Annotated in this window: 21 protein-coding genes; 18 read left to right on the top strand and 3 right to left on the bottom strand. The window is 43.2% G+C overall.

Features of this window, described 5'->3' with window-relative positions; genetic code table 11:
- Positions 1-152 precede the first annotated feature (152 nt).
- The 4 genes from BLQ13_RS05715 to BLQ13_RS05700 all read left to right on the top strand — a co-directional run bounded on the left by BLQ13_RS05715 (position 153) and on the right by BLQ13_RS05700 (position 3,581).
- Complete coding sequence (locus BLQ13_RS05715) at positions 153-599, top strand: carboxymuconolactone decarboxylase family protein (RefSeq protein ID WP_090916963.1); 447 nt, start codon at positions 153-155, stop codon at positions 597-599.
- 55 nt (positions 600-654) lie between these two features.
- A complete protein-coding gene (locus BLQ13_RS05710; protein WP_090916961.1) occupies positions 655-1,599 on the top strand; it encodes a sigma-70 family RNA polymerase sigma factor in 945 nt (314 codons plus the stop codon).
- 232 nt (positions 1,600-1,831) lie between these two features.
- Positions 1,832-2,548, top strand: a complete 717-nt coding sequence (locus BLQ13_RS05705) for a DUF1361 domain-containing protein (protein ID WP_090916959.1) — start codon at positions 1,832-1,834, stop codon at positions 2,546-2,548.
- 10 nt (positions 2,549-2,558) lie between these two features.
- Positions 2,559-3,581, top strand: coding sequence for a serine hydrolase domain-containing protein (locus BLQ13_RS05700; RefSeq protein WP_090916957.1), 1,023 nt, complete (start codon positions 2,559-2,561; stop codon positions 3,579-3,581).
- Between the two features lie 179 nt (positions 3,582-3,760).
- On the opposite strand, the gene BLQ13_RS05695 is transcribed toward BLQ13_RS05700, so the two are convergent.
- Positions 3,761-4,768 (bottom strand): serine hydrolase domain-containing protein, encoded by a 1,008-nt coding sequence (locus tag BLQ13_RS05695; RefSeq protein ID WP_090916954.1) that lies wholly within the window; start codon positions 4,766-4,768, stop codon positions 3,761-3,763.
- Positions 4,769-4,898: 130 nt separating this feature from the next.
- Between BLQ13_RS05695 and BLQ13_RS05690 the strand changes: the two genes are divergently transcribed.
- From BLQ13_RS05690 to BLQ13_RS05665, 6 genes are all read left to right on the top strand, one after another.
- Positions 4,899-5,966 (top strand): ankyrin repeat domain-containing protein, encoded by a 1,068-nt coding sequence (locus BLQ13_RS05690; RefSeq protein ID WP_090916952.1) that lies wholly within the window; start codon positions 4,899-4,901, stop codon positions 5,964-5,966.
- 273 nt (positions 5,967-6,239) lie between these two features.
- Entirely contained in the window at positions 6,240-7,547 is a 1,308-nt protein-coding gene (locus BLQ13_RS05685) for an SPFH domain-containing protein (RefSeq protein ID WP_090916950.1), read from the top strand.
- Entirely contained in the window at positions 7,547-8,290 is a 744-nt protein-coding gene (locus tag BLQ13_RS05680; RefSeq protein ID WP_139168857.1) for a hypothetical protein, read from the top strand. The genes BLQ13_RS05685 and BLQ13_RS05680 overlap by 1 nt, the downstream gene beginning before the upstream one ends.
- 23 nt (positions 8,291-8,313) lie before the next feature.
- A complete protein-coding gene (locus BLQ13_RS05675; RefSeq protein WP_090916946.1) occupies positions 8,314-8,685 on the top strand; it encodes a hypothetical protein in 372 nt (123 codons plus the stop codon).
- Between the two features lie 41 nt (positions 8,686-8,726).
- Positions 8,727-9,149, top strand: a complete 423-nt coding sequence (locus tag BLQ13_RS05670; RefSeq protein WP_090916944.1) for a hypothetical protein — start codon at positions 8,727-8,729, stop codon at positions 9,147-9,149.
- Positions 9,150-9,232: 83 nt separating this feature from the next.
- Positions 9,233-9,730, top strand: a complete 498-nt coding sequence (locus tag BLQ13_RS05665; protein WP_090916942.1) for a hypothetical protein — start codon at positions 9,233-9,235, stop codon at positions 9,728-9,730.
- A gap of 81 nt (positions 9,731-9,811) precedes the next feature.
- On the opposite strand, the gene BLQ13_RS05660 is transcribed toward BLQ13_RS05665, so the two are convergent.
- Positions 9,812-11,350 (bottom strand): hypothetical protein, encoded by a 1,539-nt coding sequence (locus tag BLQ13_RS05660; protein ID WP_090916941.1) that lies wholly within the window; start codon positions 11,348-11,350, stop codon positions 9,812-9,814.
- 247 nt (positions 11,351-11,597) lie between these two features.
- Here BLQ13_RS05660 and BLQ13_RS05655 point away from each other — a divergent pair, with 247 nt between their 5' ends.
- From BLQ13_RS05655 to BLQ13_RS05635, 5 genes are all read left to right on the top strand, one after another.
- Positions 11,598-12,182, top strand: coding sequence for a cupin domain-containing protein (locus tag BLQ13_RS05655; RefSeq protein WP_090916939.1), 585 nt, complete (start codon positions 11,598-11,600; stop codon positions 12,180-12,182).
- A gap of 172 nt (positions 12,183-12,354) precedes the next feature.
- Positions 12,355-13,038: a hypothetical protein gene (locus BLQ13_RS05650; protein ID WP_090917318.1), complete on the top strand. Its 684-nt coding sequence runs from the start codon at positions 12,355-12,357 to the stop codon at positions 13,036-13,038.
- Between the two features lie 547 nt (positions 13,039-13,585).
- Positions 13,586-15,175 carry a methyl-accepting chemotaxis protein gene (locus tag BLQ13_RS05645; protein WP_090916936.1) on the top strand — a complete coding sequence of 530 codons (1,590 nt, stop codon included), beginning with the start codon at positions 13,586-13,588 and terminating at the stop codon, positions 15,173-15,175.
- Between the two features lie 24 nt (positions 15,176-15,199).
- Positions 15,200-15,625, top strand: a complete 426-nt coding sequence (locus tag BLQ13_RS05640; RefSeq protein WP_090916934.1) for a chemotaxis protein CheW — start codon at positions 15,200-15,202, stop codon at positions 15,623-15,625.
- Between the two features lie 14 nt (positions 15,626-15,639).
- Complete coding sequence (locus BLQ13_RS05635; RefSeq protein ID WP_090916932.1) at positions 15,640-17,646, top strand: chemotaxis protein CheA; 2,007 nt, start codon at positions 15,640-15,642, stop codon at positions 17,644-17,646.
- 117 nt (positions 17,647-17,763) lie between these two features.
- On the opposite strand, the gene BLQ13_RS05630 is transcribed toward BLQ13_RS05635, so the two are convergent.
- On the bottom strand, positions 17,764-18,669 hold the full coding sequence (locus BLQ13_RS05630) for a LysR family transcriptional regulator (RefSeq protein WP_090916930.1): 906 nt from the start codon (positions 18,667-18,669) through the stop codon (positions 17,764-17,766).
- 112 nt (positions 18,670-18,781) lie between these two features.
- On the opposite strand from BLQ13_RS05630, the gene zwf reads away from it, so the two are divergent.
- The 3 genes from zwf (at position 18,782) to gndA (ending at position 22,500) form a co-directional block, all read left to right on the top strand.
- Complete coding sequence (gene zwf, locus BLQ13_RS05625) at positions 18,782-20,305, top strand: glucose-6-phosphate dehydrogenase (protein WP_090916928.1); 1,524 nt, start codon at positions 18,782-18,784, stop codon at positions 20,303-20,305.
- A gap of 44 nt (positions 20,306-20,349) precedes the next feature.
- Positions 20,350-21,015, top strand: a complete 666-nt coding sequence (gene fsa, locus BLQ13_RS05620) for a fructose-6-phosphate aldolase (RefSeq protein ID WP_090916923.1) — start codon at positions 20,350-20,352, stop codon at positions 21,013-21,015.
- Positions 21,016-21,081: 66 nt separating this feature from the next.
- On the top strand, positions 21,082-22,500 hold the full coding sequence (gndA, locus tag BLQ13_RS05615) for an NADP-dependent phosphogluconate dehydrogenase (RefSeq protein ID WP_090916921.1): 1,419 nt from the start codon (positions 21,082-21,084) through the stop codon (positions 22,498-22,500).
- Positions 22,501-22,610 lie beyond the last annotated feature (110 nt).

Here is a 22,610-nt window from a genome sequence, read left to right as displayed (position 1 = left end):
TTTATTATGAAGCATCATAACGATAAGGGCGTTCAACTAAGAGCGCCTTTTTTGTTTTTTAATCTTTTTTCTCGCGAGATGTCACAAACTTCATACGTTATTTGTCTTCAGTATGTAGACCAAATGAGAGCAGATGATGGAGGAGAATGAATATGAATTTACGTATGAATTACAGAGCGGCGAACCCTGGTGCTTTCAAAGCTATGATGGCGTTGGAGCAATATGTATCCGGGCAATTTGAAGATAAGGTGTTATATGAGTTGTTGAAAATTCGTGTCTCTCAGATCAATGGCTGTGCCTTTTGTATAGATATGCATGCTAAAGACTTGATGAAGCTTGGCGATTATGGGGATCATATTCTTTTGCTCAGTGTGTGGCATGAAGTGCCTATATTTACGGAGAAACAACGTGTTATGCTTGAGATGGCCGAGGTTGTGACGCGAATATCGGAGCATGGGGTTCCACTTGAGCTGTATAATAAAATTCGTGAACACTTCAGCGAAACTGAAATCGTTAATTTGATTATGGCGATTAATTCAATCAACAGTTGGAACCGTATTGCCATTACGACAGGCATGTACCCAGGATGTTTTAACTAACATGATAAACGAGAAAAATAAACGATAAACGAACCAAGCCAGAGGAGGCGATCCTATGCAGTCCAATCTTAATTCTGATTCTAATCAACATAAGTATACGCCGGAACCGTCTTCTCTGGATGTTGGTGCATTGTATAAACAGTATAAGAATTATGCCTTCGCGATCGCATATCGAATGCTGGGCAGTGTGACTGAGGCGGAAGATATCGTTCAGGACTGCTTCGCAGAACTTCAAAGGTTGAGGAATCAGCTTATTCACCAACCCAAGTCTTACATTGGAAAACTCATCGTGAACCGCTGTTTGAATCTGTTGAACTCTGCTCGCAACCAGAGGGAGCATTATGTCGGGGAATGGCTTCCCGAGCCGCTTGGTGTTCATGAATTAGTTAATACGCCAGAGGAAGCGATACAGCAAAAAGAAATGATTTCGTACGCCTATCTGGTTATGCTTGAACGTCTGTCACCCGTGGAACGGGCTGTTTTTGTGCTACGCGAAGCGTTTGAGCATGACTATTCGGAGATTGCGGGATGGCTGGGGAAAACAGAAAGCAACTGTCGACAGATTTACAGTCGTGCCAGACGAAATTTGCCTGAACAACTTCCAACGATAGAGCATGTGACTGCCAATTGGAAAACTAAAAAAGAAGTGCTTAGCCGTTTCACCACGGCATTTCTACAACATGATGTTTCAGCTATGCTGGAGCTGTTGACAGATCAGCCTGTGTTCGCAGCGGATGGCGGCGGCGTAGCACGCACGATTATGCGAACAATGCATGTGCATAAAGGTGTGCTCGCCATCCTTACCTCTCCTAGAGTGCTACGTTCGTTAAGAGAAAGAATGTGGAAGCCTGCATTCATTAATGGCGAGCCTCAGCTCGCTTTAATGAAAGATGGGCAGGTCACTGAAGTGTTATGTTTGGAAATGGATGCTTCAGGGAAGCGAATCCATGGCGTGTATCTCATTATCAATCCAAACAAACTGGCAACTGTGCAACTATGAACTAATAATAGTAATGAAATGTTTAACTGTGACTACTCAATTAAGCGACATGATTCTTTTTAAAAAGGACTGTCGCTTTTTTGTTTTATATACCGTCTAATATACTTTCGTTTATCTATCATAAATTTGATTCTAGGTTTATACATGGTATGATCTAATAGATTTCAAAAATAGTAAATATATGCCATGAATGAAGTAGATTTTGAATTCAACACAAGTGAGGTTGTACGTATTGAGAAAACTAAATTATATGCACATGTTTGTTTTTCTTAGTGCAGTTACGGTTGTCACGCTGGGGTTGTATTACATAGCGGCCGACTGGCTGAATCAGCGGTATTTCCGTTTCCTAATCTGGAATTTGTTTTTGGGCTGGATTCCATTTGTATTCTCATCCCTAACCTATGGTTTGGGCCGTCTGAAATGGAAAGGAGCCATATGGATCGCGATACCGAGTGCGATGATGTGGCTGTTATTTTTCCCCAACTCTTCGTATATCGTTACGGATTTGCTTCACCTGACGTCAAGGAGTTCAAGGTATTTCTCTGGAAGCCTTGCCGAGTTTCACTATTGGTATGATCTGATGGTTGTGCTGATGTTTGTGTGGACAGGACTGCTGATCGGCTTCCTATCCATGTATCAGATTCAGGAAGTCATCTATGATCGGTTGGGACGTGCGGCGTCATGGATATTTGTACTGGGTGGAACAGCTCTTGGCAGTTATGGTGTTCTGCTTGGACGGGTTTATCGGTTAAACAGTTGGGATGCATTGACTAATCGTGAGTTGTTAATCAGGCTGATGCACGAAAGTGTTAGCCGGCCCTCCTTGGCGTTTTGTATGTTCTTTGGAACGTTTCTTCTTACTGTCTATCTCACGTTATATTATTTGCTGAATGCGAGAGGGTCTGGACCAGATCAACGAAGTTTACAAACCAATGATAAGAAAGTGTAGGTGCTTCGATATGCTGGATGCAGTAAAGGTCAGGGAAAAAGTCAAAGAGGTTATGGAACAAAAAGATTTTTCGGGTGTTGTGCTGTGCAAACAGGAGGGGGAGACCCTTTTTCAGATGGTGCGAGGGTATGCGAACCGCAGTGATGAACTTCTGAATGATGTGAATACACGTTTTGGTATTGCTTCGGGTTGTAAGGTTTTTACAGCTGTAAGTATAGGTCAGTTGATTGAGCAAGGACATTTTACGTTAGACTCCAAATTAAAGGATGTCCTAAACCTTACGTTTCCGGCGTGGGATTCAGAGATCACAGTGCACCAATTGCTGACCCATACTTCTGGCGTACCGGATTATTTTGATGAGGACGTGATGGATGATTTTTCAGCGTTGTGGAGAGACAGACCCGTGTATGTGATGCGACAGCTCAGTGATTTTCTGCCTATGTTTCAACATCTGCCAATGAAGTCTGCTCCTGGTGAGAAATTTCATTATAACAATGCGGCATTTATCGTACTCGGACTCATTGTGGAGCAATACACTGGCTTGGCCTTTACAACATATGTGGAGGAACATATTTTCAAACGTGCGGGTATGCAAGATTCAGGTTATTTCCTGACAGATCAGCTTCCGCGTAACACAGCTATTGGATATATCGATGCTGACGACGGGACATGGACTAGTAATATTTTTTCGATCCCTGTTCAAGGTGGAGCAGATGGCGGAGCCTATGTAACCGCACCAGATATGATTCGTTTCTGGGATGCTCTGCTGGGGCATACGTTGCTCGGTGAGGAGATGACACGGTATTTGTTGACACCCTACGCGCACGATGAGGACGAGGAATTTTATGGTTTGGGGATATGGCTGGAGTTACGTGAAAAAGAAATATTTAAGGCTCATATCATGGGTTTTGACCCAGGTGTTTCGTTTATGTCTGGCGTGTATCCCAAGCATGGGATTCAACTTGTGGTTATTACAAATCAGGAGTCAGGGCCTTATCCTATAACGTTGGCTGTAGAGGAAGCAATGGTGTAAAGGGAGAGTTGAGGTTGGAAAATATCGGATCGTAGACAATTGCCCTGAAACGGACAGAAGGGAGAACGCCGTAGCAGGTTAATTCCCAACGTCTGAGTTGCCCTTGCCTTTCCGCTTAACGATCAATCCTTCCAGGCAAGGGTTTAGGTTTGCAATATTCACTTGGAATCATTGTAAATTTATTCGGAAAAGGTAGCTAGCTTCCACAATTCAGGCACAATGAATCTGGGGAATACGTCGATGGGTGGCTTTTCCTTCTTGCGTTTGTCATTGGTCAGTACTGTCACAAGTTCCAACTCGGGAACAACATATACATACTGACCTCCAAATCCTCTGGCGTAGTAATAATCTAGTGATTGGAGAAGCTCTGAATCCGTAGGTCGGTGTTGGGGGACCGAGTTATCGTCAAGATGTTGACCTGCATATTGATCCACCCACCAGTGCCATCCGTAACTGCCATGGTTTGGTGGTGAGACCGTGATGAAGGGCTGGGTTGAACGTTGGACGAGTTGGCTGGAAATAAGCTGTTTTCCTTCCCATTTCCCTTCCTGAAGGTAGAGTTGTCCGAATCTGAGCAAGTCGGTTGGCAGCAGTCTCAGGCCAAATCCACCCGTGTGTACACCTTGGGGATCTTGCTCCCATTCATAATCTTGAATGCCAAGTGGGCCAAATAAATAACGCTCGGCATACGCTGCTACACTCATGCCTACATGTTGCATTAATATTGAGGATAGAATCTGGGAAACTCCCGAATTGTATTCCATATGTGTGCCAGGTTCATGTCGCAAACGCTGTTCTAAAGCGAAATTAACCCAATGATCCGTACGTGTCATCCGTGGAAACGAATTTTGTCCGCCGAACTCGTCCCAGTTAAATCCGGCTGTCATTGTAAGCAGTTGCTCTAGGGTAATTGCTGGTTTACGTGGGTCAGGATCAGAAGTAAGCTGCGGGAAAAAGGTAGATATGGGCGTGCCTGCCTCGGGCAGTAGCCCTTGATCCATGGCGATACAGATGAGCGCAGAGATGATGCTCTTGGTACATGAATTGATTTTGGCGATATCTGTCTCAGCCTGTGTGTTCCGAAAATGCTTGTAAACGATCTCCCCGCGTACACTGACCAGACAGCTTCTGAGATCCAGCGGTGGAATGATCTGTTGCAATGTATGATGAAGGTTTAGGGAATTCATAGTGTCCTTTCTGTGTTCGTTATGTATTTAGTATGTAGATTCCAAAGGGTTGCCCACTATGTTAGCATATTCATTTGGGTAGCTCAACAAACATCAATTTCATTATTTCATTGCAGAGGAGGCCAAACTTATGTACAAAATCGGTAATCAAGGCACGTTCAAAGCGTTGCCTGATCCAGCCCTCGCAATCTACCAAGGAGATGTTGCCCGTGTTGAAGCATATATACAGCAAGGAATGGACTTGGAAGAAAAAATAGCATTAAGCTCGAACATTACGCTTCGTCCGCTTGACCTGGCATTGATCTGTAATCAGTCGAAGGTGATCAGACTTCTTGTGGAGCGAGGAGCCGAGATCAATGCTAAAGACCATCCAGCCATTTTATATGCGGTGCGCTACGGTGGAGCAGATGTGATTCGTTATTTAGTTGAGCAAGGAGCCAAATTGAACGGACTAAGCCGGTTAAAATCAAGTGCATACGACGAGGCATACTACGGGAACAAAAAGAATATTTCGGTGTTGAACGACCTTGGGTTGGACATCCGCAAATATGGCGGCAAAACGTTACGAAAAGCAGTATCAGATCATGATATGAAAACGGTTCAATACCTGCTGAATGAGGGTGTGGACATCAACTACAACGAGCCGGATATGGTTTATCCGTACAAAGCGACACCGCTCACCGTAGCTGCACGGCAGAACAGTATGCGAATGGTCAAATATTTGGTCGAACAAGGTGCGGATGTGACATTGCAGGAGAAGGATGGGGAGCGGGCCTACACGATTGCGGTCAGTCAGAAAAATAATGAAATGGCTGAATACTTGAAATCACACGAGCCTGAGGAGTTCCATAATCTGAGCAATAAACTGCATGCACTACAATCATACAAGCTCCCCGAAACGTTAATCCGTTTTATGACCGAAGGTTCACGCCGAATAGACCTGCCAAGCTGTCCCGCTGGCGTTGGTTATATTGAATTCTTTTCGTTGACAGATACGGTGGAGATGAAGATGGGCAGGCAGAAGCTATTGCGTTTATCCTCTGATCTGGATCAGTACTCTCATATGCTCATCGTCTGGAATCCAAGCAAAAAGATGATAGGTTATGCCGATATTGAACATCAGGAGCAGGGCACATTATGCACATTTGAACAATTTTTGGAAGAACCAGAGGTTTACATTGAACGGCTTTTGAATTAGATAGAGTGGTGTCTTGATTTGTGAAACCTCTTGCATAACGCGTTTGCGATTGCAAGAGGTTTTTGAGTTTTCTCAAAGTGGTGCCTAATTAGGAAAAATATCTCATGAAATATGAACTATACTAGTGCGTAAGAAGGTTAGAAATGGTAAAATAGCAATGCCTAAACATGAAAAAAGACGATAATTGACGAATATTAATATATCTTATGATTGTGTTGGTTGGGATCATAGATGTTGAAATCTAGTATTTTAAGCTAAAGTGAGGAATAGAATATGGCTATTATTGATGTAATCAAGTATGACGGTTCGCCCGACGTGTTTGCCTGGAAACATCCGGAGACTGAATTGGGAACTTGGACTCAGTTAATTGTAAATCAATCTCAACAGGCTATACTCTTTAAGGATGGAAGGGCCCTTGATCTGTTCGGTCCAGGCAGGCACACTTTAAGTACAGCGAACATCCCGATACTAAACCGACTTATTAACCTTCCTTTTGGAGGGAAGTCCCCTTTTGCTGCAGAAGTCTGGTATGTGAATCAAGTAAGTGCTATGGACGTCAAGTGGGGAACTGCGAATCCGATTCAGGTTCAGGACCCGAAATATAATATTATTGTGCCTGTTAGAGCTTTTGGGCAAATGGGCATGAAAATCTCAGATTCACGAAAATTTTTAGTCAAACTTGTAGGAACACTGCCAGAGTTTAATCAGCTCAATATGGTGAACTACTTCCGTGGATTAATTACGATGAATATCAATTCGATGCTATCTTCCTATTTAATACATAGAAAAGTAAGTGTGTTAGAAATTAATGCCTATATCGCTGAAATATCACGACACTTTGCGGACAACATCGCTTCTACATTTGACGAGTTTGGAATCGAACTTATCAATCTATACATTCATAATGTCAATTTGCCCGAAGAAGACCCATCGGTCATTCGATTACGGGAAGCACTCGCGCGCAAAGCGGAAATGGATATCATTGGATACACCTATCAGCAGGAACGCTCATTCGACACGCTTGAAGGTGCAGCCAAGAATGAAGGAAGCATGCAGTCTGATATTATGGGCGCAGGTCTTGGTATGGGCATGGGCGTTGGTTTGGGAGGTTCGTTTAGTAGCGGAATGTCTGAAATGTCCAAAGTCATGTCTACAACAACAGAAACGCCTGCCGTACGCTTGTGCGGGCATTGTCAACATCCGAATCAGGAACAGAGCTCTTTTTGCAGTAAATGCGGAAAATCATTAGCTGGAAAATCTGCAACAACGGACTGTAATAATTGTGGTCACACGATGGAGAAAGGAACTAAGTTTTGTCCGAACTGCGGTGACAAATATTATGCTTGTCCTTCATGTGGGGCTGATAATGCGGAGAATGCGTCTGAATGCATGAAGTGTCACGAGCCGATGCCAAGGCCATGTCCTAATTGCAACCACATGAATGGGCCTCACACTAAATTTTGTGGAAACTGTGGTACAGATTTAACGTTGAAGTGTAATCAATGTCAACATGAAGTACAACCTGGTCAGAAATTCTGTCTCGATTGCGGAAATAATCTGCAAGAAGGGGGGCAGGCTTAGTGATGGTGAAACGGAGCAACGTTTTTATTCTAGATGTAATCTATCTTGTCTGTTTAATTTTAAGTTCGATCATCTCATTTACGATGTTTAGCAACGATATTCTATCATTTCCATTCTGGATCAATCTTGCCGCATCGTACGTTGCGATGACGACTTTGTGGATTTATGCGCGTCATGTGATGCAAAATATGGATCGCTTTAAACGTTTTGTCCCAGGTTACACAGCTATAGGCATTGTATTAATCATTTATCTGGGGTGTGTCATTTTTTATGCGTTATTCGTAGGTTTCGCAGATTATGCACTGCGTTGGTTTGTTTTGTTACATGTAATCACTGCGGCTCTTGCTTTCATTTTGTGCGCTATTTTAATGATCTATATTCGATCAGGAAGTGAGCAGGAAGCCAACGAGCAATTGAATATTACTGACTGGAAATCGATTGAGAACGCCATGTATCAGTTGCTTGATATGATGGATAAACATCCAATGTTGAATGTGGAAAAGGACAGGAAGTCAGTAGAAGCCATCATTGAGCTGGTTAAATATAGCGATCCAGTCGCTCCAGCTGCCGTGCAGTATAATGATCGTCAGATTCTTATAGATATTGAATTGTTGAAAGAAGAACTGTCTACTCAGTATGAGGCAGGAGAAGTAGTAAATAGTGAACGTGTGGCTATGCAATTATCCCGATTGATGTCTCGTCTAAAAGAAAGAAATCAACAGATTCTTTCGCTCAAATCTTAACCATGTTTTAGGGGGAGAAGCAAGTGAAGAGGTTTTTTGGAATTATATTAATCATCATCTCGTTTATAACCATTCTATTCTCATTAATGATGATGGCGGATGAAGCGGGTCTAGCCGTGTTTAGTTTAATCGTACTTTTTATCCCTGGTGTTATTGTATTGGTTACGGGAATAAAAATGTGTGGTCGACCTAAGTCTCGTTCTAAATCGACTCGTAATGATCAACATGCAACAAATGATCAAGAACATCTTAAGGATATACACCCTAAAGGTAACTACAACGAATCAAATAAACCAGTATCCGTTCATTGCTCGGGATGTGGGGCCAAAGTGGAGGTTTATTCAAATCTGTCGGCAAATTGTGAGTATTGTGGGACAACGGTGAGAACTTCTTAAGTTTTATAACTTAATGGAAGGTTGTATTAGGAGGGTGTACGTTGAGGAAGTTTTTTGGAATACTACTTATTATTTTTGCCATAGTTCAAGCGATTGCATTTATGGATACTGAGAATGGAACAATATGGGCATTTATCCTTGTTGAATTTATTGTTATATTTTCCGCTATTCAATTACTTAAGAAAAAGAAGGTTCCTCAAAAAAAATTATATGGTGGGGACTATCGGAGTGATTTGGGTCGAGATCATGAAAATGGGGACAGCTATAGTAACTCCAGCTACACAGAGATAAATATAAACAGTGACAAGTATGATAAAGAAGATGAAGAACAGCGGGAGGAAAAGGTTGAAGAAGCACCAAGACAAGTTTCAGTGACCTGCTCGGGGTGTGGAGCGAAGGTAAAGGTGTATCGGAAACAGTTCACGGACTGTGAGTATTGTGGGACAACGATGAGAACTTCGTAGTTTCACTGACTTGCTTGAAGCTTGAGAGTGAAGACTTGTGATAGATTATTTGAGTGTACAGAGTGTTCTTTGGAGGAATTATCATGATCAGAGCGATTTTTGGATTGATATTTTTGATCTATGCAATTGGTATGCCTATTGCCTTTTTTAATGCAGGTGATCACAAAAACATTGGAAGTAATCCGGTCACCTTCGTAGTGCTTCTGGTATTAGAGTTTATTTTTATATTTTCAGCGATTAAATTACTCCAAAGAAAAAAGGTTCCTCAAAAACAATTTTATGGAGGGGACTATAGGAGTGATTCAGATCCGGCACTAGAAAATACTTATCGGCCCCAAGAAATTGGAAATGGTTACTCAAGTTACAATAGTAATACGGTGATTTATACCAATAACCAATCACTTAGCTACACAGAGATAAATATAAACAGCGACAAGTATGCTAAAGACGAAGAAGAGAAGGTTGAAGAAGCACCAAGGCAAGTTTCAGTGACCTGCTCGGGGTGCGGGGCGAAGGTAAAGGCGTATAGGAAACAGTTCACGGATTGTGAGTACTGTGGAACAACGGTTGAGGCTTCATAACTCATTAGATAACATAAGGAAAACCACAGATCCTTCCCTTTGAATAGGGGATAGGCTGTGGTCTTCTTTTTACGATCTGCTCTAAAAGTCTCTAGTCCGATCGAAGACTTCGTATAACTGCTCCCGATCAATCTTCAAGGAATGTGGCTGGTTTGTTTTCAACTGATCCTCTAGTTGATCGATCAAGCCCGCAAGTACAGCAGCAATCTCTTCAAGCTCAATCGTCCCAATCCATTCACATTTGGCATCCATTTGATTAAACGTCTGTGTATACTCCTGAGTAAACGAAATGAGTTGATCGGAGAGTGTGTCTTCATAATCATTTCTCTGGCTCAATTCACGAATCCGCTTCAGAAATTGTTTATACAACTGCGCGGCTTTTTTGGCATGTACTGCCTTGATCTGTTCCCGTCCGTCCCAATCCCGAAATGGATTGTTCAGATTTTCAGCGAGCCATTCCGGTTTACGAGGCTGAGTGATATCGAGATCGATTCGGGTTTCAGCAACTTTTTTATATCGGGTTTTAATCGACTTGGCTGCTTCTGCCGGGAGACTGCTCATCCAAAGCGTATGTAATTCAGGAAGTTGCTCGGGACTTGGAAATTGATCTCCATCAAAACCAAATAGATCATTCGTGCTGAACATTTGCAAGGACTTTAAATGTTGAATGGAATGAATACCGGATACTGTGCCGGGTTTACCCCACAAGCGTAATTCGGAAAGTTCAGGATATCCTTGAACGACAGATTCAATATCAAGCTCCTTGATTTTGTACAATTGAAGGCTACTTAGACGAGAAAGACCGCGAATTTCTGGCAAAGTTTCCGCTATACTTAAGGTCAGCCGCTGTCCGTCTCCAGTAGTATCAATAAGAAGACCTGGACTGATCTCGCCAGTGAGACTTAGGAAATCCATCATGTCATTTAGTATAATCTTTTCCATCCCGCTAGCATCCACAACAAGCCGGGTCAAATGCGTTTGACTGAAATTCAGTATACGTTGCCCGTGGTTCTGTACATGAAGTTCATAAACGAAGGGATTCTCCTTCAGAAAAGGAATGATAGCCTCGTGGTACCCATTCATCTCGATATGGGTCAGACACGGAAGTGCCTCAAGTTCAGCTACATCGTCAGCTGAAGTTGGAATAAAGTTACGAATCGTGCTGGTGTTACGTCGCATTTTAATCCCGCGGGCGGTGATGTCACTGTGGTCATGAGCTGCCTGCTTAAAAAGAGTTCTGCGGCTTTCATCGATGAGTTCCCATTGCCGCTGACGATACAGGCTTTCTCCGACCGGCCAACCCGAACTGTAACTTCGTGATTCTTCGGTAATTAGGGGAGGTCGGTTGCCGACTAAAATATAGGATACAGGAACATCCGCTTTTACATAGTTATGCTCTAAGGTACCATTCCAAAAAAAGAAATTGCAGATCAGCGGTTTCATCACGTCAAGCTCGGATTCCGTTGGGAGTTGATCTCCAGACCAGTTCAATTGCAGAATCGCGGCTAGTTGACGTGGTTTTTTATCTTCTGTTTCTTTCAAAGCAGTGATCTGACACGCCGTATATTGTTGCATTTGCTCATTAAAGCTGCAGTATATATCCCCGATAGATGGAAACATAATAAACTCCTCTCAACATATTAAGAGTACCTTGGAAAGAAAATGAAGCCCAATTTCGTTATCCGAATTATATCATCTAAGTCTCATAAACTTCCAATTCAAGGCAAGCACAGCCCACGTTCTTCTTATCCGCAGCACGCACAGTTTGACTTAGTTATACGCCAGAGCTTGAATGCAGTATTATCTCATGATGTCCCAGCATACAGTACAACAACGAGATGTTTGCCCAAGGAGGAGAATATAACTGATGATCAATCCGATCTTGAAATCCCCCAATGTTCCGCTTGCTGCTGATTCCAATGCTGTGGTGAATTACCGGAGAGATTCAAGCAACTACGTCACTCAGTTATTTGGAGAGCAGTTGCCAACGATTGAGAATGGTTTTTTTAATGTGTATCTGAGTAAAGGGATTATTGTGCAGCCCCACTGGCACCCCAATGTAACCGAGATGGTCGTGGTAATCAGCGGTGAGATTACAGCTTCCGTGTTCAATCCGTTCACACGTGAACGGATAACGTATCGTTTGAAGCCGGGGCAAGTGGTTGTTTTTCCAAAAGGCTGGTTTCATTGGTTTGTTGCGGAGACCGATGGCGTATATGTGCTGACCATATTTGATCAACCGACACCGGATATTGTATTTGGGGCAGATTTTCTTGCGGCTACACCGCCGGAGGTTGCTCACCGTGCATATTGTCTGGATGAAGAAGCTTATGCCAAAGCGGTTGCGTCCATCCAGAATGATGCCATTCTTGGCCCTAATATTGGTTGTGGAACAGACGTTTCGGATACCTCCGTTCAAGCTTCAAAGGCTTCTAAGGCGCCAAGGGAATAACGTTAATAACCGAAATCATCCAGGCTGTTTATACCTGTCTTAATTGAATATTATTCCCTAACCTGCAACTGCGTATATTCGGTTGCAGGTTTTTACATTTACATAAGTTGACGCCATTCACCTTCTCTCTGTTACTATAGGAGTAACAACAATGAAAATGGAGGATTCTTCTATGACTATTGCTAAAAATGAATGGCTGGAAACAGCATTAAGTTATGCACCAGTAATCATGTTTGATCAGAATGAGCCTTTTTATCCGGATTTCGTTGGCGTGTCCGTGCTTGAGCATTCTGGGCCGTCTCCTTCTTTTCGTAGAGAGCTACAGTTTCCTTCTGAAGCAGTAAAGTATGTTATCGAATATGCGATATGGTGGGATTACGAGATCGGACATCTCTATGAGCTGGAGCATGTATGGGTGTATGTGGGACATGATGGAGAAGTCGTGGATTGCGAAGCCAGCTTTCATGGGAGAGTATTAAGAGGGCTGTTAAAAGATAGAGTTAATCTGGTTGGTCATCATGTGTGCCTGTACTCCCAGCCGGGGAAACACGCCTTTTCACCATTGCCGGTTGTATTTGAGTTGTTGCCCAATCTGTATAGTGTAGCAGGCGCTGAGGCGGGATGTGATGGCTTGCTTGTAAACGAAATGTTTGAACCGTTTTTTCAAACCAGTGAACAGATCGATGCGCGAGTCAAAAAATATCTGCAAACCAAAGCATTTGTACCCTCGATGCAGTTTGAAGAGTATTTGTTGAAACCGGAGATGTTTATGACATGGGACAAGCTGTTTGAACTTATTCCACAGCGAATCAAAGACCGTATAGCAGAGCTTGAGCAGATGGAAGGATATGAATAACTCGTATTTCGATTGAATCAAAGGAGCTTAAAAATTGCATATGAATCTAGAAAACAATCAAACTCCTGCATAGTGAATTTGGTTGTTTTTTTAGTTCAATTGAATCATGTATTTTAATTTTATTATTAGTCTTAAGTCGTATTTATTACATATTTTGAACAGGTAAGTAGAACTATCTCGATTAGATATCATATGAATTAGTCCAAAGAACTATGAACTAACATATAGGTCTAAGTGAAAAAGATAACATTGAGCTCACATCATCAAAAAAAGAGATATGTACAAAAATGTATATATAAATTTCGTTAATATGAATGTTTATTCTATTAAATTTAGATTAATAGTATTTAATATGATAAAAACAAGAGTCTTATTTATCATAAAAATTTTACATAAAAATGAAAGTTTGCAAAAATAAAATTTATCTATTCAGTTTTCTAATATTTCTGTCGAAATACATCGTATGTTGTCTGGAGAGCGATCCATAGAATGGATTAGCAAACTTTATTTACATAACTAGACACGAAGAAACTTAGGGGGAGATAAAATGAAGTGGTTTAGCAACTTGAAAACAGCAACAAAGATTATCTCAGCATTTTTGGTAGTATCTCTGATTCTTGCGATTCTGGGAGTGTATTCAATCACGACACTTAGAAGTACCAATGAGCACATGAAAGAAATGTATAACAGCAATCTAATCTCGGTAAAAGAATTAAGCGGAGCCCAAATGAATTACCAGAGAATGCGGGTTAACATTCGTGATCTCAACTTTGAGAAGAGTGCCGCAGAGCAAAACCGTATTGTCGATAATATTAATACCATTAAAGATAACATTAAGAATCAAATTGATGGCTACCGTCCTCTGGCAACGACCCCCCAAGAAAGCGAGCTCCTTAGCAAATTCGATACACAGTACTCAAATTACATGCGAATCTTTGAGCAAGGTATAGAGCTCGCGAAAAACGATGATGATCAAGGGTTTATCGTTTTCTTGAAAGATACACTCAAACCTCCTGGTGATGAAGCCCTCGCTACGATGGGTGAAATGGTGGAATTGAATGTGAAACTGGCGGAAGAGAACAATTCAAAGTCGGAAGCAGCGTACACAAGTGCATTCTCGGTTACCGTTGCTTTGGTCATAGGCTCTATTATTTTTAGTATTATCATTGGATTTGTCATCTCGCGTTCCATCTCCAGACCTCTTATGGCTATGCTTGGTCTAGCTACGGAAGTGTCTAACGGAAACTTAACTCTCAAGTCTGATATCTCCTCAAAAGACGAGGTTGGGCAACTGGCCTTTGCGCTTAATCGCATGGTAGACAATCTGCGAGAATTAATTAATAACATTGTCATGAATTCACAGAGCGTTGCAGCATCGTCTGAACAAATCTCGGCAAGTACACAGGAAATTGCTAGTACAAGCACAAGTCAGTCCAGTGAAGCAGCAAACATCTCCGAATTGTTTAAGGAGTTGTCTCTGGCGATTAACTCTGTAGCCGCAAGTGCTGAAGAAGCCGCTGAGTTGTCTAATGATACGGTGAAAACGGCACGTGAAGGCGGTCATGTTGTTCAAACTTCCCTGGAAGGTATGCAAGCCGTGAATATGAAAATGGCGAAGCTTGAAGAAGATTCACGCAAAATTGGTGACATCATCGAAGTTATTGACGATATTGCTGAACAGACAAACTTACTTGCATTAAATGCGGCGATTGAAGCAGCCCGTGCAGGAGAGCAAGGAAGAGGATTTGCTGTTGTAGCTGATGAAGTTCGCAAGCTTGCTGAACGCAGTGGCGAAGCGACCAAAGAAATCACAACAATTATCAAAGTAATGCAGGAGAATACGAGACAAAGCGTGCAAGCCGTTTCGGATAGTGTAGAGCAATCATCCAAAACAGGACTAGCCTTTGATCAGATCATTGAGATGGTGAATAATTCTTCTCAGAAAGTCAATGAAATCGCGGCTGCGTGTGAGGAAGAGGCGGCACAAGCTGCTGAGGTGATGAGCTCGGTAGAGTCGATTTCTGCATCCAGTGAGGAATCTGCGGCGGCATCGGAAGAAACGGCGGCCACTTGTCAATCACTGGCACATCTTGCAGAAGAATTGTCTGTATCTGCGTCTGCTTTCAAAACCCAGTAATAATAACGAATTGAGGGTGAAACGATGTCTTCACTTCAGAAAGAACAATATATCGAATTATCTGTTGGCGCAGAGACCTGTGCCATTCGAATCGAAGAAATTCATGAAATTATAAAAATGCAAAGTATTACAGATATTCCGTTTAGTCGTACCGAAATCAAAGGAGTCATGAACCTGCGTGGTAAAGTTGTCTGCGTCATGAGCCTGCGTAATTTACTTGGCATGTCAGACGAACCGGCTACCCGGGCGACCCGAATCATTGTGGTACGTTATCAAGATGAGTATATCGGTTTGATTGTAGATCGAGTCAGCAAAGTCACAACTTATTCGGAAATACATCCGCCTACTGGAGGTCATGGACGCAACCTTGAGATATTTTTTCAGGGTGTGGGCCAACAGGGAGACAGTCTGGTTGGTATATTGAAACTGGATGAAATATTGGGCGGTTAGGAGGGAATGCACCAATGATGGATTTGTCCGCCTATCGCGACATATTTATCGAAGAACTGAATGATCAGTTGGAACGGATGGATCAGTCCTTGCTTGCACTTGAGCTTTCACCTTCTGTGGAACTTGTGCAGACCTTATTTCGGGCGGCTCATACGATTAAGGGCTCGGCTTCGACTATGGATTTTCGTGAATTAAGTGATCTGACACATGAAGTGGAGTATGCATTGGAATGGGTGCGATCCAAGAAACCGGAAATTACCGCACAACTCGTTGACACCCTTTTTCGTTCGTTGGATGCCATGAGAGTGCTTAGGGATCAATACGTGCAAGGCGAAAGTTTTACTGATTTCCGTACAGTGGTTAAAGAAATACAAGACATGATTCATCAACCGGCCTTGGCTCAGCAGACCAAGTCACCCGTTCTACAGTCTGTGGAGTCGAATCTGTTCGATGAAGTACTTGAACCAGGTCAGCAGATTTTTTCCATTCGCATTGTATTAAGCTCAGATTGTTTGATGAAAGCAGCTAGATATCATATTTTGTGCAAACGGGTTGAAGATGTATGTGGCAGTGTACTAGCCACATCCATTGAAAAGCAGGGTCTTGATGAGGAACTGGGAGAGGCGCACTATAACGAGTTTGTGATCGTTACAGCATCTTCTCTGGATCAAGCTCAGATTGAGAGTGCGTTATCCGGAGATTCGGATATTCGGAGCGTGGATGTCGGTCCATATATTTTGGCGACAGAAGAGGTTGCTGTAACATCTGAATTAATAGAGACTGAAATGACAGTTAGCAAAGAAAAAAGCGACACGTCAGTGCCTCATCAGGAAGATAAGATGAAGTCAACCCAGCCTACGGTTCGCGTAAGTGTTGAGCGACTGGATCATTTGATGAACCTCGTGGGTGAGCTGCTTATTGATCAGACCTCTCTTGCTGATTTGAGCCGCACTGGTGCCCGTAAGGAGCCCTCCCCAGTGATTCAAAGTATTGGCGGAGTGTCCGACCATATGGGTAGAGTCATTAAGGAACTGCAGGACGGAGTTATGAAGACGCGGATGTTGCCAATTGATCAATTGTTGAACCGGTTCCCGAGGCTGGTTCGGGATTTGTCGCAGAAGCTGGGCAAAGATATTGAGCTGGTCATTAAAGGCGGAGAGACTGAGCTGGATCGCATGATTATCGAAGAACTCAGTGATCCGTTAATCCATCTGATTCGGAACAGTGCAGATCATGGCATTGAGAGTGCTGAGGTTCGTGCCCAACAGAACAAGCCTGCCAAAGGACGAATCAAACTGACCTCATACCACGAGGAAAATCATGTGGTCATACGTTTCTCCGATGATGGTAAGGGTATTGATGGAGAGCAGATTAAAGCTTCTGCACTGAAGAAAGGCCTGATCACCGAAGAACAAGCGGCTCGTTTGAATGCACAGGAAGCCGTCCATCTGATTTTTGAACCAGGATTCTCCACAGCTTCATCCGTTAGTGATGTATCCGGCCGAGGTGTCGGTATGGATATCGTAAGAAGCCAGATCGGAAGGTTGAATGGCATCATAGATATTGATACAGAGGTTGGTATCGGAACGACGTTTACGATTAGGTTACCGCTAACCTTAGCCATTATCAAAGGGCTTCTGGTGAATGTATCTGGTAGGGTATTGATTTTGCCCATGTACAACGTAGCGGAGATCGTGCGCATTAAACCGGAAGAGATTCAGATGATTCAGGGACAGCAATCCATTTTGAATCATGGACGTATCGTGCCTTTCTACCGACTGTGTGACAAGCTCCAGTACCCGCGTACCGACCGTAAGTCCAAGACGATTCCACTCGTCATTGTGCGTTCGGTCGATAAAATTGCAGCATATGCAGTAGACGAAATTATCGGTAATCAGGAAGTGGTAATTAAGTCTCTTGGAACATACCTCGGAGCAATGAATCATCTATCTGGTGCAACCATTCTGGGGAACGGTAAAGTGGCTCTCATTCTGGACGCTTCTTATCTGGTCAGCCATTAAAAGTTGAAGAACTCACTTCATTCAGTAATCAATATAATTTATTTAAAATAAAGAAGATAAAGAGCCTCAAGATCCTGCATGCAGGGCCTTGAGGCTCTTTATCTTGTTCTCAACGGATCATGTTCTCGAGGTGTCCGCCTGTCCTTTGAAAATCAAGTCCATAAAGTGATTCGCAGCCGAAGAGATCGGCATATTCCGTTTTGTCATGATCCCTACATGAGAAGGAGGAAGAGGAACGTCGAGCTGAATCTCAAAGAGAGAGCCTTCTTCCAGCTCTTTGGAGATAAATTCTCGTGTGACATAAGAGATTCCCAAGCCGCGGCGAGCAAATTCAATCAGGAGGTCAACGCTGCCGACCTCTATTTCTGGTTTTAACGTGTAATTATAATGATTGAAGAGTTCTGTGATGGCCATCCGAACCCGGCTGTTCCGGGAAAACAGAATAAGCTCATGTTCAAGCAGTTGTTCAAGGGTCAACACTTTTCCCTTCAACTGGGCATATCGTTCGCCGGCAACAAAACAATCCTTAAGTTGGATGCTCTCGCGTACTTCCAGCTGTGGGTCAACGATGGGCATACGCACAACGCCAAGATCGATTTTGCCTTCTTTCAGAAACGTAATGACTTCCGGCGTCGTTCCATGGCTTAGATGCAGCTTGATGTTAGGGTACTGAATGTGAAACTCCTCCAGATACGATAACATGTAATGTTTGAAGAGGGAGTCGCTACCGCCAATCCGAAGTTCCCCGTTATCCAGATTTTTTAGCGCAGCCATTTTTTCTTCTGCAAGGGAGATGAGAATCTGGGATTGTTCAATATAGGAGTACAGGCTGGCACCTTCCTGAGTTAATGCAACTCCCTTGGAATTTCGATAGAAAAGAGTAAGTCCGAAGCTGTCTTCCAACTGTTTGATCGCGTGACTGACGCTGGGTTGTGTGATGTAAAGGGCTTTGGCGGCTTGGGTCAGACTGCCTGTTTTGGCAGCCCAGTAAAAGACTTTATATAATTCATAATTTGTTGTCATAGATATCGTCTATAGCTCCTGTGAAATATATTAATTACTTGTATAGCTATAAAACGTATTATAGTGTAACTACAACAAAGAAACCAGAGTTACTTGGAAGGAGCACGGTAAGATGGAACCAACAACAATTGTTTTATTTGGTGCTACTGGAGATTTAGCCAAAAGAAAAATATATCCTGCCCTATATAATCTGTACCTTGAGAAAAAGCTTCCTGAAACCTTCTCCCTGATTGGCATGGGCCGCAGAGAATGGTCGGATGAATTTTTCCAAGCTCAAGTGGAAAAATCTTTGCATGAGTTCTCCAGACGTCAAGGAGATCATCAATCAGTAAAATCATTTGTAAAAGCTTTTCGCTACAGTGTATTGAATATCACACATAAGGAAGATTATATAAAGTTGCTTCAATTGGTTGAGCAAAGAGAAGCTGAATTGGGCATCCCATCCAATCGCTTGTTTTATCTCTCGGTTGGTCCGGAATTCTTCGAACCGATCGCTGAAAATATTCAGGCAAGCGGGCTTGGTTCAACACAAGGGTGGAAACGTCTCGTCATCGAGAAGCCATTTGGTCATGATTTGCAGTCAGCACGTGACCTTAACCGCAAGCTGAGTGAATCCTTCACAGAGGAAGAGATTTATCGGATTGACCACTACCTGGGAAAACCGATGGTTCAGAAGCTGGAGACACTTCATCAGAGTAACCCGATTATGAAGGCTCTCTGGAACAACCGTTACATCTCTAACGTGCAAATTACGGCAAATGAGACTGTAGGTGTCGAAGAACGCGCATCCTATTATGATCATGTAGGTGCTGTGCGTGACATGTTCCAGAATCATATGTTGCAATTGCTTATGATGATGGCAATTCAGCTTCCATATAACAGCACTTCCGAAAATGTGGGCCAGAAGAAGAAACACATTATGGAGTCCATTCAGCCCCTTCAGAAACAAACAGTCGGTGCAAGCATCATCCGTGGACAGTACGCTGCAGGTAGCATTCAAGGAAAACCAGTACATGCTTATGCAGATGAACCAGGTGTTGCCGAGAACACGATGAATGACACATTTATTGCCGCAAAGCTGCAAATTGATGATTTCTTCTGGAGAGGTGTTCCGTTTTACATCCGTACGGGTAAAAGAATGAAGGAGAAATCAACACGAATCGTGATTGAGTTCAAAGAACCTTCAGGCCAAGGTCACCTGATCAAGAACAATGGTTCGAAGCCGAACCTGCTTGTGATTGAGATGAGCCCGGATCAAAGCATGACACTGCAACTGAACGCAAGTGATCCTGAAAATAAAGGGGAGTTCAAACCCGTTCACATTGATCTTGCTCCTAATCAGGGAGATCTGGCAGAAGCTTATGAGAACTTGATTCGCGATGCGTTGCATGGTGATCCAACATTTTTTGCACATTGGGACGAAGTTGAGTTATCCTGGGCTTGGGTGCAACCGATTCTGGATGCATTCAATGAAAATCTGCTACCACTTCACTTATATCCGGCAGGAAGCTATGGACCAGCGGAGTCGGATGCTATGCTTGAGGCGGAAGGTCATCATTGGTGGTTTGATGAACCAAGTGAACTGATTTCTGAGCAAGACAGCGATGTACCGATGGCAGTTAACGGCAACAGCTAATTCAAAACAACTAAAAAATCAAACTAATCGGAGGTTATTTAATCATGAAATTTTTTATCGATACAGCTAACGTGGAAGACATTCAAAAAGCATACAAAATCGGTGTATTGTCTGGTGTAACAACGAACCCTTCCCTGGTAGCCAAAGAAGGCGTGAAATTCGAAGACCGCATCGAAGAAATTCTGAAGCTTGTGCCTGAAGTGGAGTCTGTTTCCGCTGAAGTAACGCCGGATGCGCTGACTGCTGAAGAAATGATTGCTCAAGCGAATGAATTGATCAAAATCAACAACAACGACAAAAACATTACGATTAAATTGCCAATGACGCTTGCGGGTCTGGAAGCTTGCCGTTACTTGACTAAAAAAGGTGTAAAAACAAACGTGACTTTGATCTTCACCGTGAATCAGGCGTTGCTTGCAGCTCGTGCAGGTGCAACCTACGTATCCCCTTTCTTGGGACGTCTGGACGACATCTCCGAAGACGGCGTACAACTGGTAGCCAAAGTAGCTGAACTGTTCCGCACACATAACCTCGATGCACAGATCATTGCTGCATCCGTTAGACATCCGGATCACGTTACACGCGTAGCGATGGCTGGAGCACATATTGCAACAGTTCCATTTGCCGTCATTGAACAAATTTCCAAACATCCATTGACAGATCAAGGCATGGAGAAGTTTGCAGCAGACTGGAAAAAAACAGTACAATAATAGCCATACGTGTGGATAAGGTTTAATGAAAAATATATATAAATCATGGAGTTTCGGGAGGACATAATGAGTAAACAACAGATTGGTGTCATTGGACTTGCAGTAATGGGGAAAAACCTGGCTTTTAACATTGAAAGTAAAGGTTTCTCGGTATCGGTATTTAACCGCTCACCAGAGAAAACGCATGATCTTCTGAAAGAAGCAGACGGTAAAAACCTGATCGGAACGTTTTCCATTGAAGAGTTCGTAGCTTCTTTGGAATCACCACGCAAAATCTTGATCATGGTACAAGCGGGTAAAGCGACGGATGCTACTATTGAGCAATTGCTTCCTCATTTGGATCAAGGAGATATCATTATCGATGGCGGTAATGCGTACTTCCCTGATACACAGCGTCGTAGCAAAGAGCTGGAAGCCAAAGGTTTCCGTTTCATCGGTGCAGGTGTATCCGGTGGGGAAGAAGGTGCACTGAAAGGTCCTGCAATTATGCCGGGCGGTCAGGAAAGTGCTTATGAGCTTGTAGAACCGATCCTGACAGCAATCTCTGCCAAAGTTGGCGATGATGCGTGCAGTACGTATATCGGACCTGACGGTGCGGGACACTACGTTAAAATGGTGCATAACGGTATCGAGTATGGTGACATGCAGTTGATTGGTGAAGCATACCACTTATTGAAATCCGTACTGAACGTTTCCGTGGAAGAATTACATGAAATCTTCACAGAGTGGAACCAAGGTGAACTTGACAGCTATCTGATCGAGATCACAGCGGATATCTTCTCCAAATACGATCCAGAAACAGGCAAACCAATGGTTGACGTTATTCTGGATGCCGCTGGACAAAAAGGAACAGGCAAATGGACAAGCCAGAGCGCGCTGGATCTCGGCGTACCATTGTCCATGATTACGGAATCCGTATTCTCCCGTTTCTTGTCGGCGATGAAAGACGAGCGTATCGCTGCAAGCAAAATCCTGAACGGACCTAAGGCCGAAGCATTCTCTGGTGACAAAAAAGCATTCATCGAGAACGTGCGCAAAGCGCTGTTCGCAAGTAAAATCGTATCCTACGCTCAAGGTTTCGCACAGATGCGTGCCGCATCCGACGAATATGGCTGGGATCTGAAATACGGCAACATCGCGATGATCTTCCGCGGCGGTTGCATTATCCGTTCACAGTTCCTGCAAAACATCAAGGAAGCATATGACAAAGATGCAGCCCTGAAAAACCTGCTCCTTGATCCATACTTCCAAAACATCGTGGAATCTTACCAGGATGCATGGCGTGAGGTGGTAGCCGCTGCGGTGAAACAAGGTATTCCGGTACCAGGCTTCTCCAGCGCGTTGTCTTACTACGACAGCTACCGTACAGAGCGTTTGCCAGCCAACTTGCTGCAAGCACAACGTGACTACTTCGGAGCACACACATTCCAACGTGTGGACAAAGAAGGTTCATTCCACTTCCAATGGATGGATACTAACGTGTAATTTTAAATATAAGCACCTCTGCAACAATCCTTTTGAGTTTACTCAGGGGAGAGTTGCAGAGGTGCTTTTTTGGTTTTGGCACAACTTCGATATGTATGGTTGATAATACA

This window comes from Paenibacillus polysaccharolyticus, assembly GCF_900102085.1.
In the GTDB taxonomy this organism is placed as follows: Bacteria; Bacillota; Bacilli; order Paenibacillales; family Paenibacillaceae; genus Paenibacillus; species Paenibacillus polysaccharolyticus.
This window is presented reverse-complemented; position numbering and strand designations above follow the sequence as displayed.

What these genes read in the sequence shown, in the direction of transcription:
- fsa (WP_090916923.1), top strand. Translation starts at nt 20,350, where the DNA reads ATGAAATTTTTTATCGATACAGCTAACGTGGAAGACATTCAAAAAGCA.
- BLQ13_RS05685 (WP_090916950.1), top strand. Translation starts at nt 6,240, where the DNA reads ATGGCTATTATTGATGTAATCAAGTATGACGGTTCGCCCGACGTGTTT.
- BLQ13_RS05695 (WP_090916954.1), bottom strand. Translation starts at nt 4,768, where the DNA reads ATGAATTCCCTAAACCTTCATCATACATTGCAACAGATCATTCCACCG.
- BLQ13_RS05690 (WP_090916952.1), top strand. Translation starts at nt 4,899, where the DNA reads ATGTACAAAATCGGTAATCAAGGCACGTTCAAAGCGTTGCCTGATCCA.
- BLQ13_RS05665 (WP_090916942.1), top strand. Translation starts at nt 9,233, where the DNA reads ATGATCAGAGCGATTTTTGGATTGATATTTTTGATCTATGCAATTGGT.
- BLQ13_RS05715 (WP_090916963.1), top strand. Translation starts at nt 153, where the DNA reads ATGAATTTACGTATGAATTACAGAGCGGCGAACCCTGGTGCTTTCAAA.
- BLQ13_RS05635 (WP_090916932.1), top strand. Translation starts at nt 15,640, where the DNA reads ATGATGGATTTGTCCGCCTATCGCGACATATTTATCGAAGAACTGAAT.
- BLQ13_RS05640 (WP_090916934.1), top strand. Translation starts at nt 15,200, where the DNA reads ATGTCTTCACTTCAGAAAGAACAATATATCGAATTATCTGTTGGCGCA.
- BLQ13_RS05645 (WP_090916936.1), top strand. Translation starts at nt 13,586, where the DNA reads ATGAAGTGGTTTAGCAACTTGAAAACAGCAACAAAGATTATCTCAGCA.
- BLQ13_RS05655 (WP_090916939.1), top strand. Translation starts at nt 11,598, where the DNA reads ATGATCAATCCGATCTTGAAATCCCCCAATGTTCCGCTTGCTGCTGAT.
- BLQ13_RS05700 (WP_090916957.1), top strand. Translation starts at nt 2,559, where the DNA reads ATGCTGGATGCAGTAAAGGTCAGGGAAAAAGTCAAAGAGGTTATGGAA.
- gndA (WP_090916921.1), top strand. Translation starts at nt 21,082, where the DNA reads ATGAGTAAACAACAGATTGGTGTCATTGGACTTGCAGTAATGGGGAAA.
- BLQ13_RS05660 (WP_090916941.1), bottom strand. Translation starts at nt 11,350, where the DNA reads ATGTTTCCATCTATCGGGGATATATACTGCAGCTTTAATGAGCAAATG.
- BLQ13_RS05650 (WP_090917318.1), top strand. Translation starts at nt 12,355, where the DNA reads ATGACTATTGCTAAAAATGAATGGCTGGAAACAGCATTAAGTTATGCA.
- BLQ13_RS05630 (WP_090916930.1), bottom strand. Translation starts at nt 18,669, where the DNA reads ATGACAACAAATTATGAATTATATAAAGTCTTTTACTGGGCTGCCAAA.
- zwf (WP_090916928.1), top strand. Translation starts at nt 18,782, where the DNA reads ATGGAACCAACAACAATTGTTTTATTTGGTGCTACTGGAGATTTAGCC.
- BLQ13_RS05710 (WP_090916961.1), top strand. Translation starts at nt 655, where the DNA reads ATGCAGTCCAATCTTAATTCTGATTCTAATCAACATAAGTATACGCCG.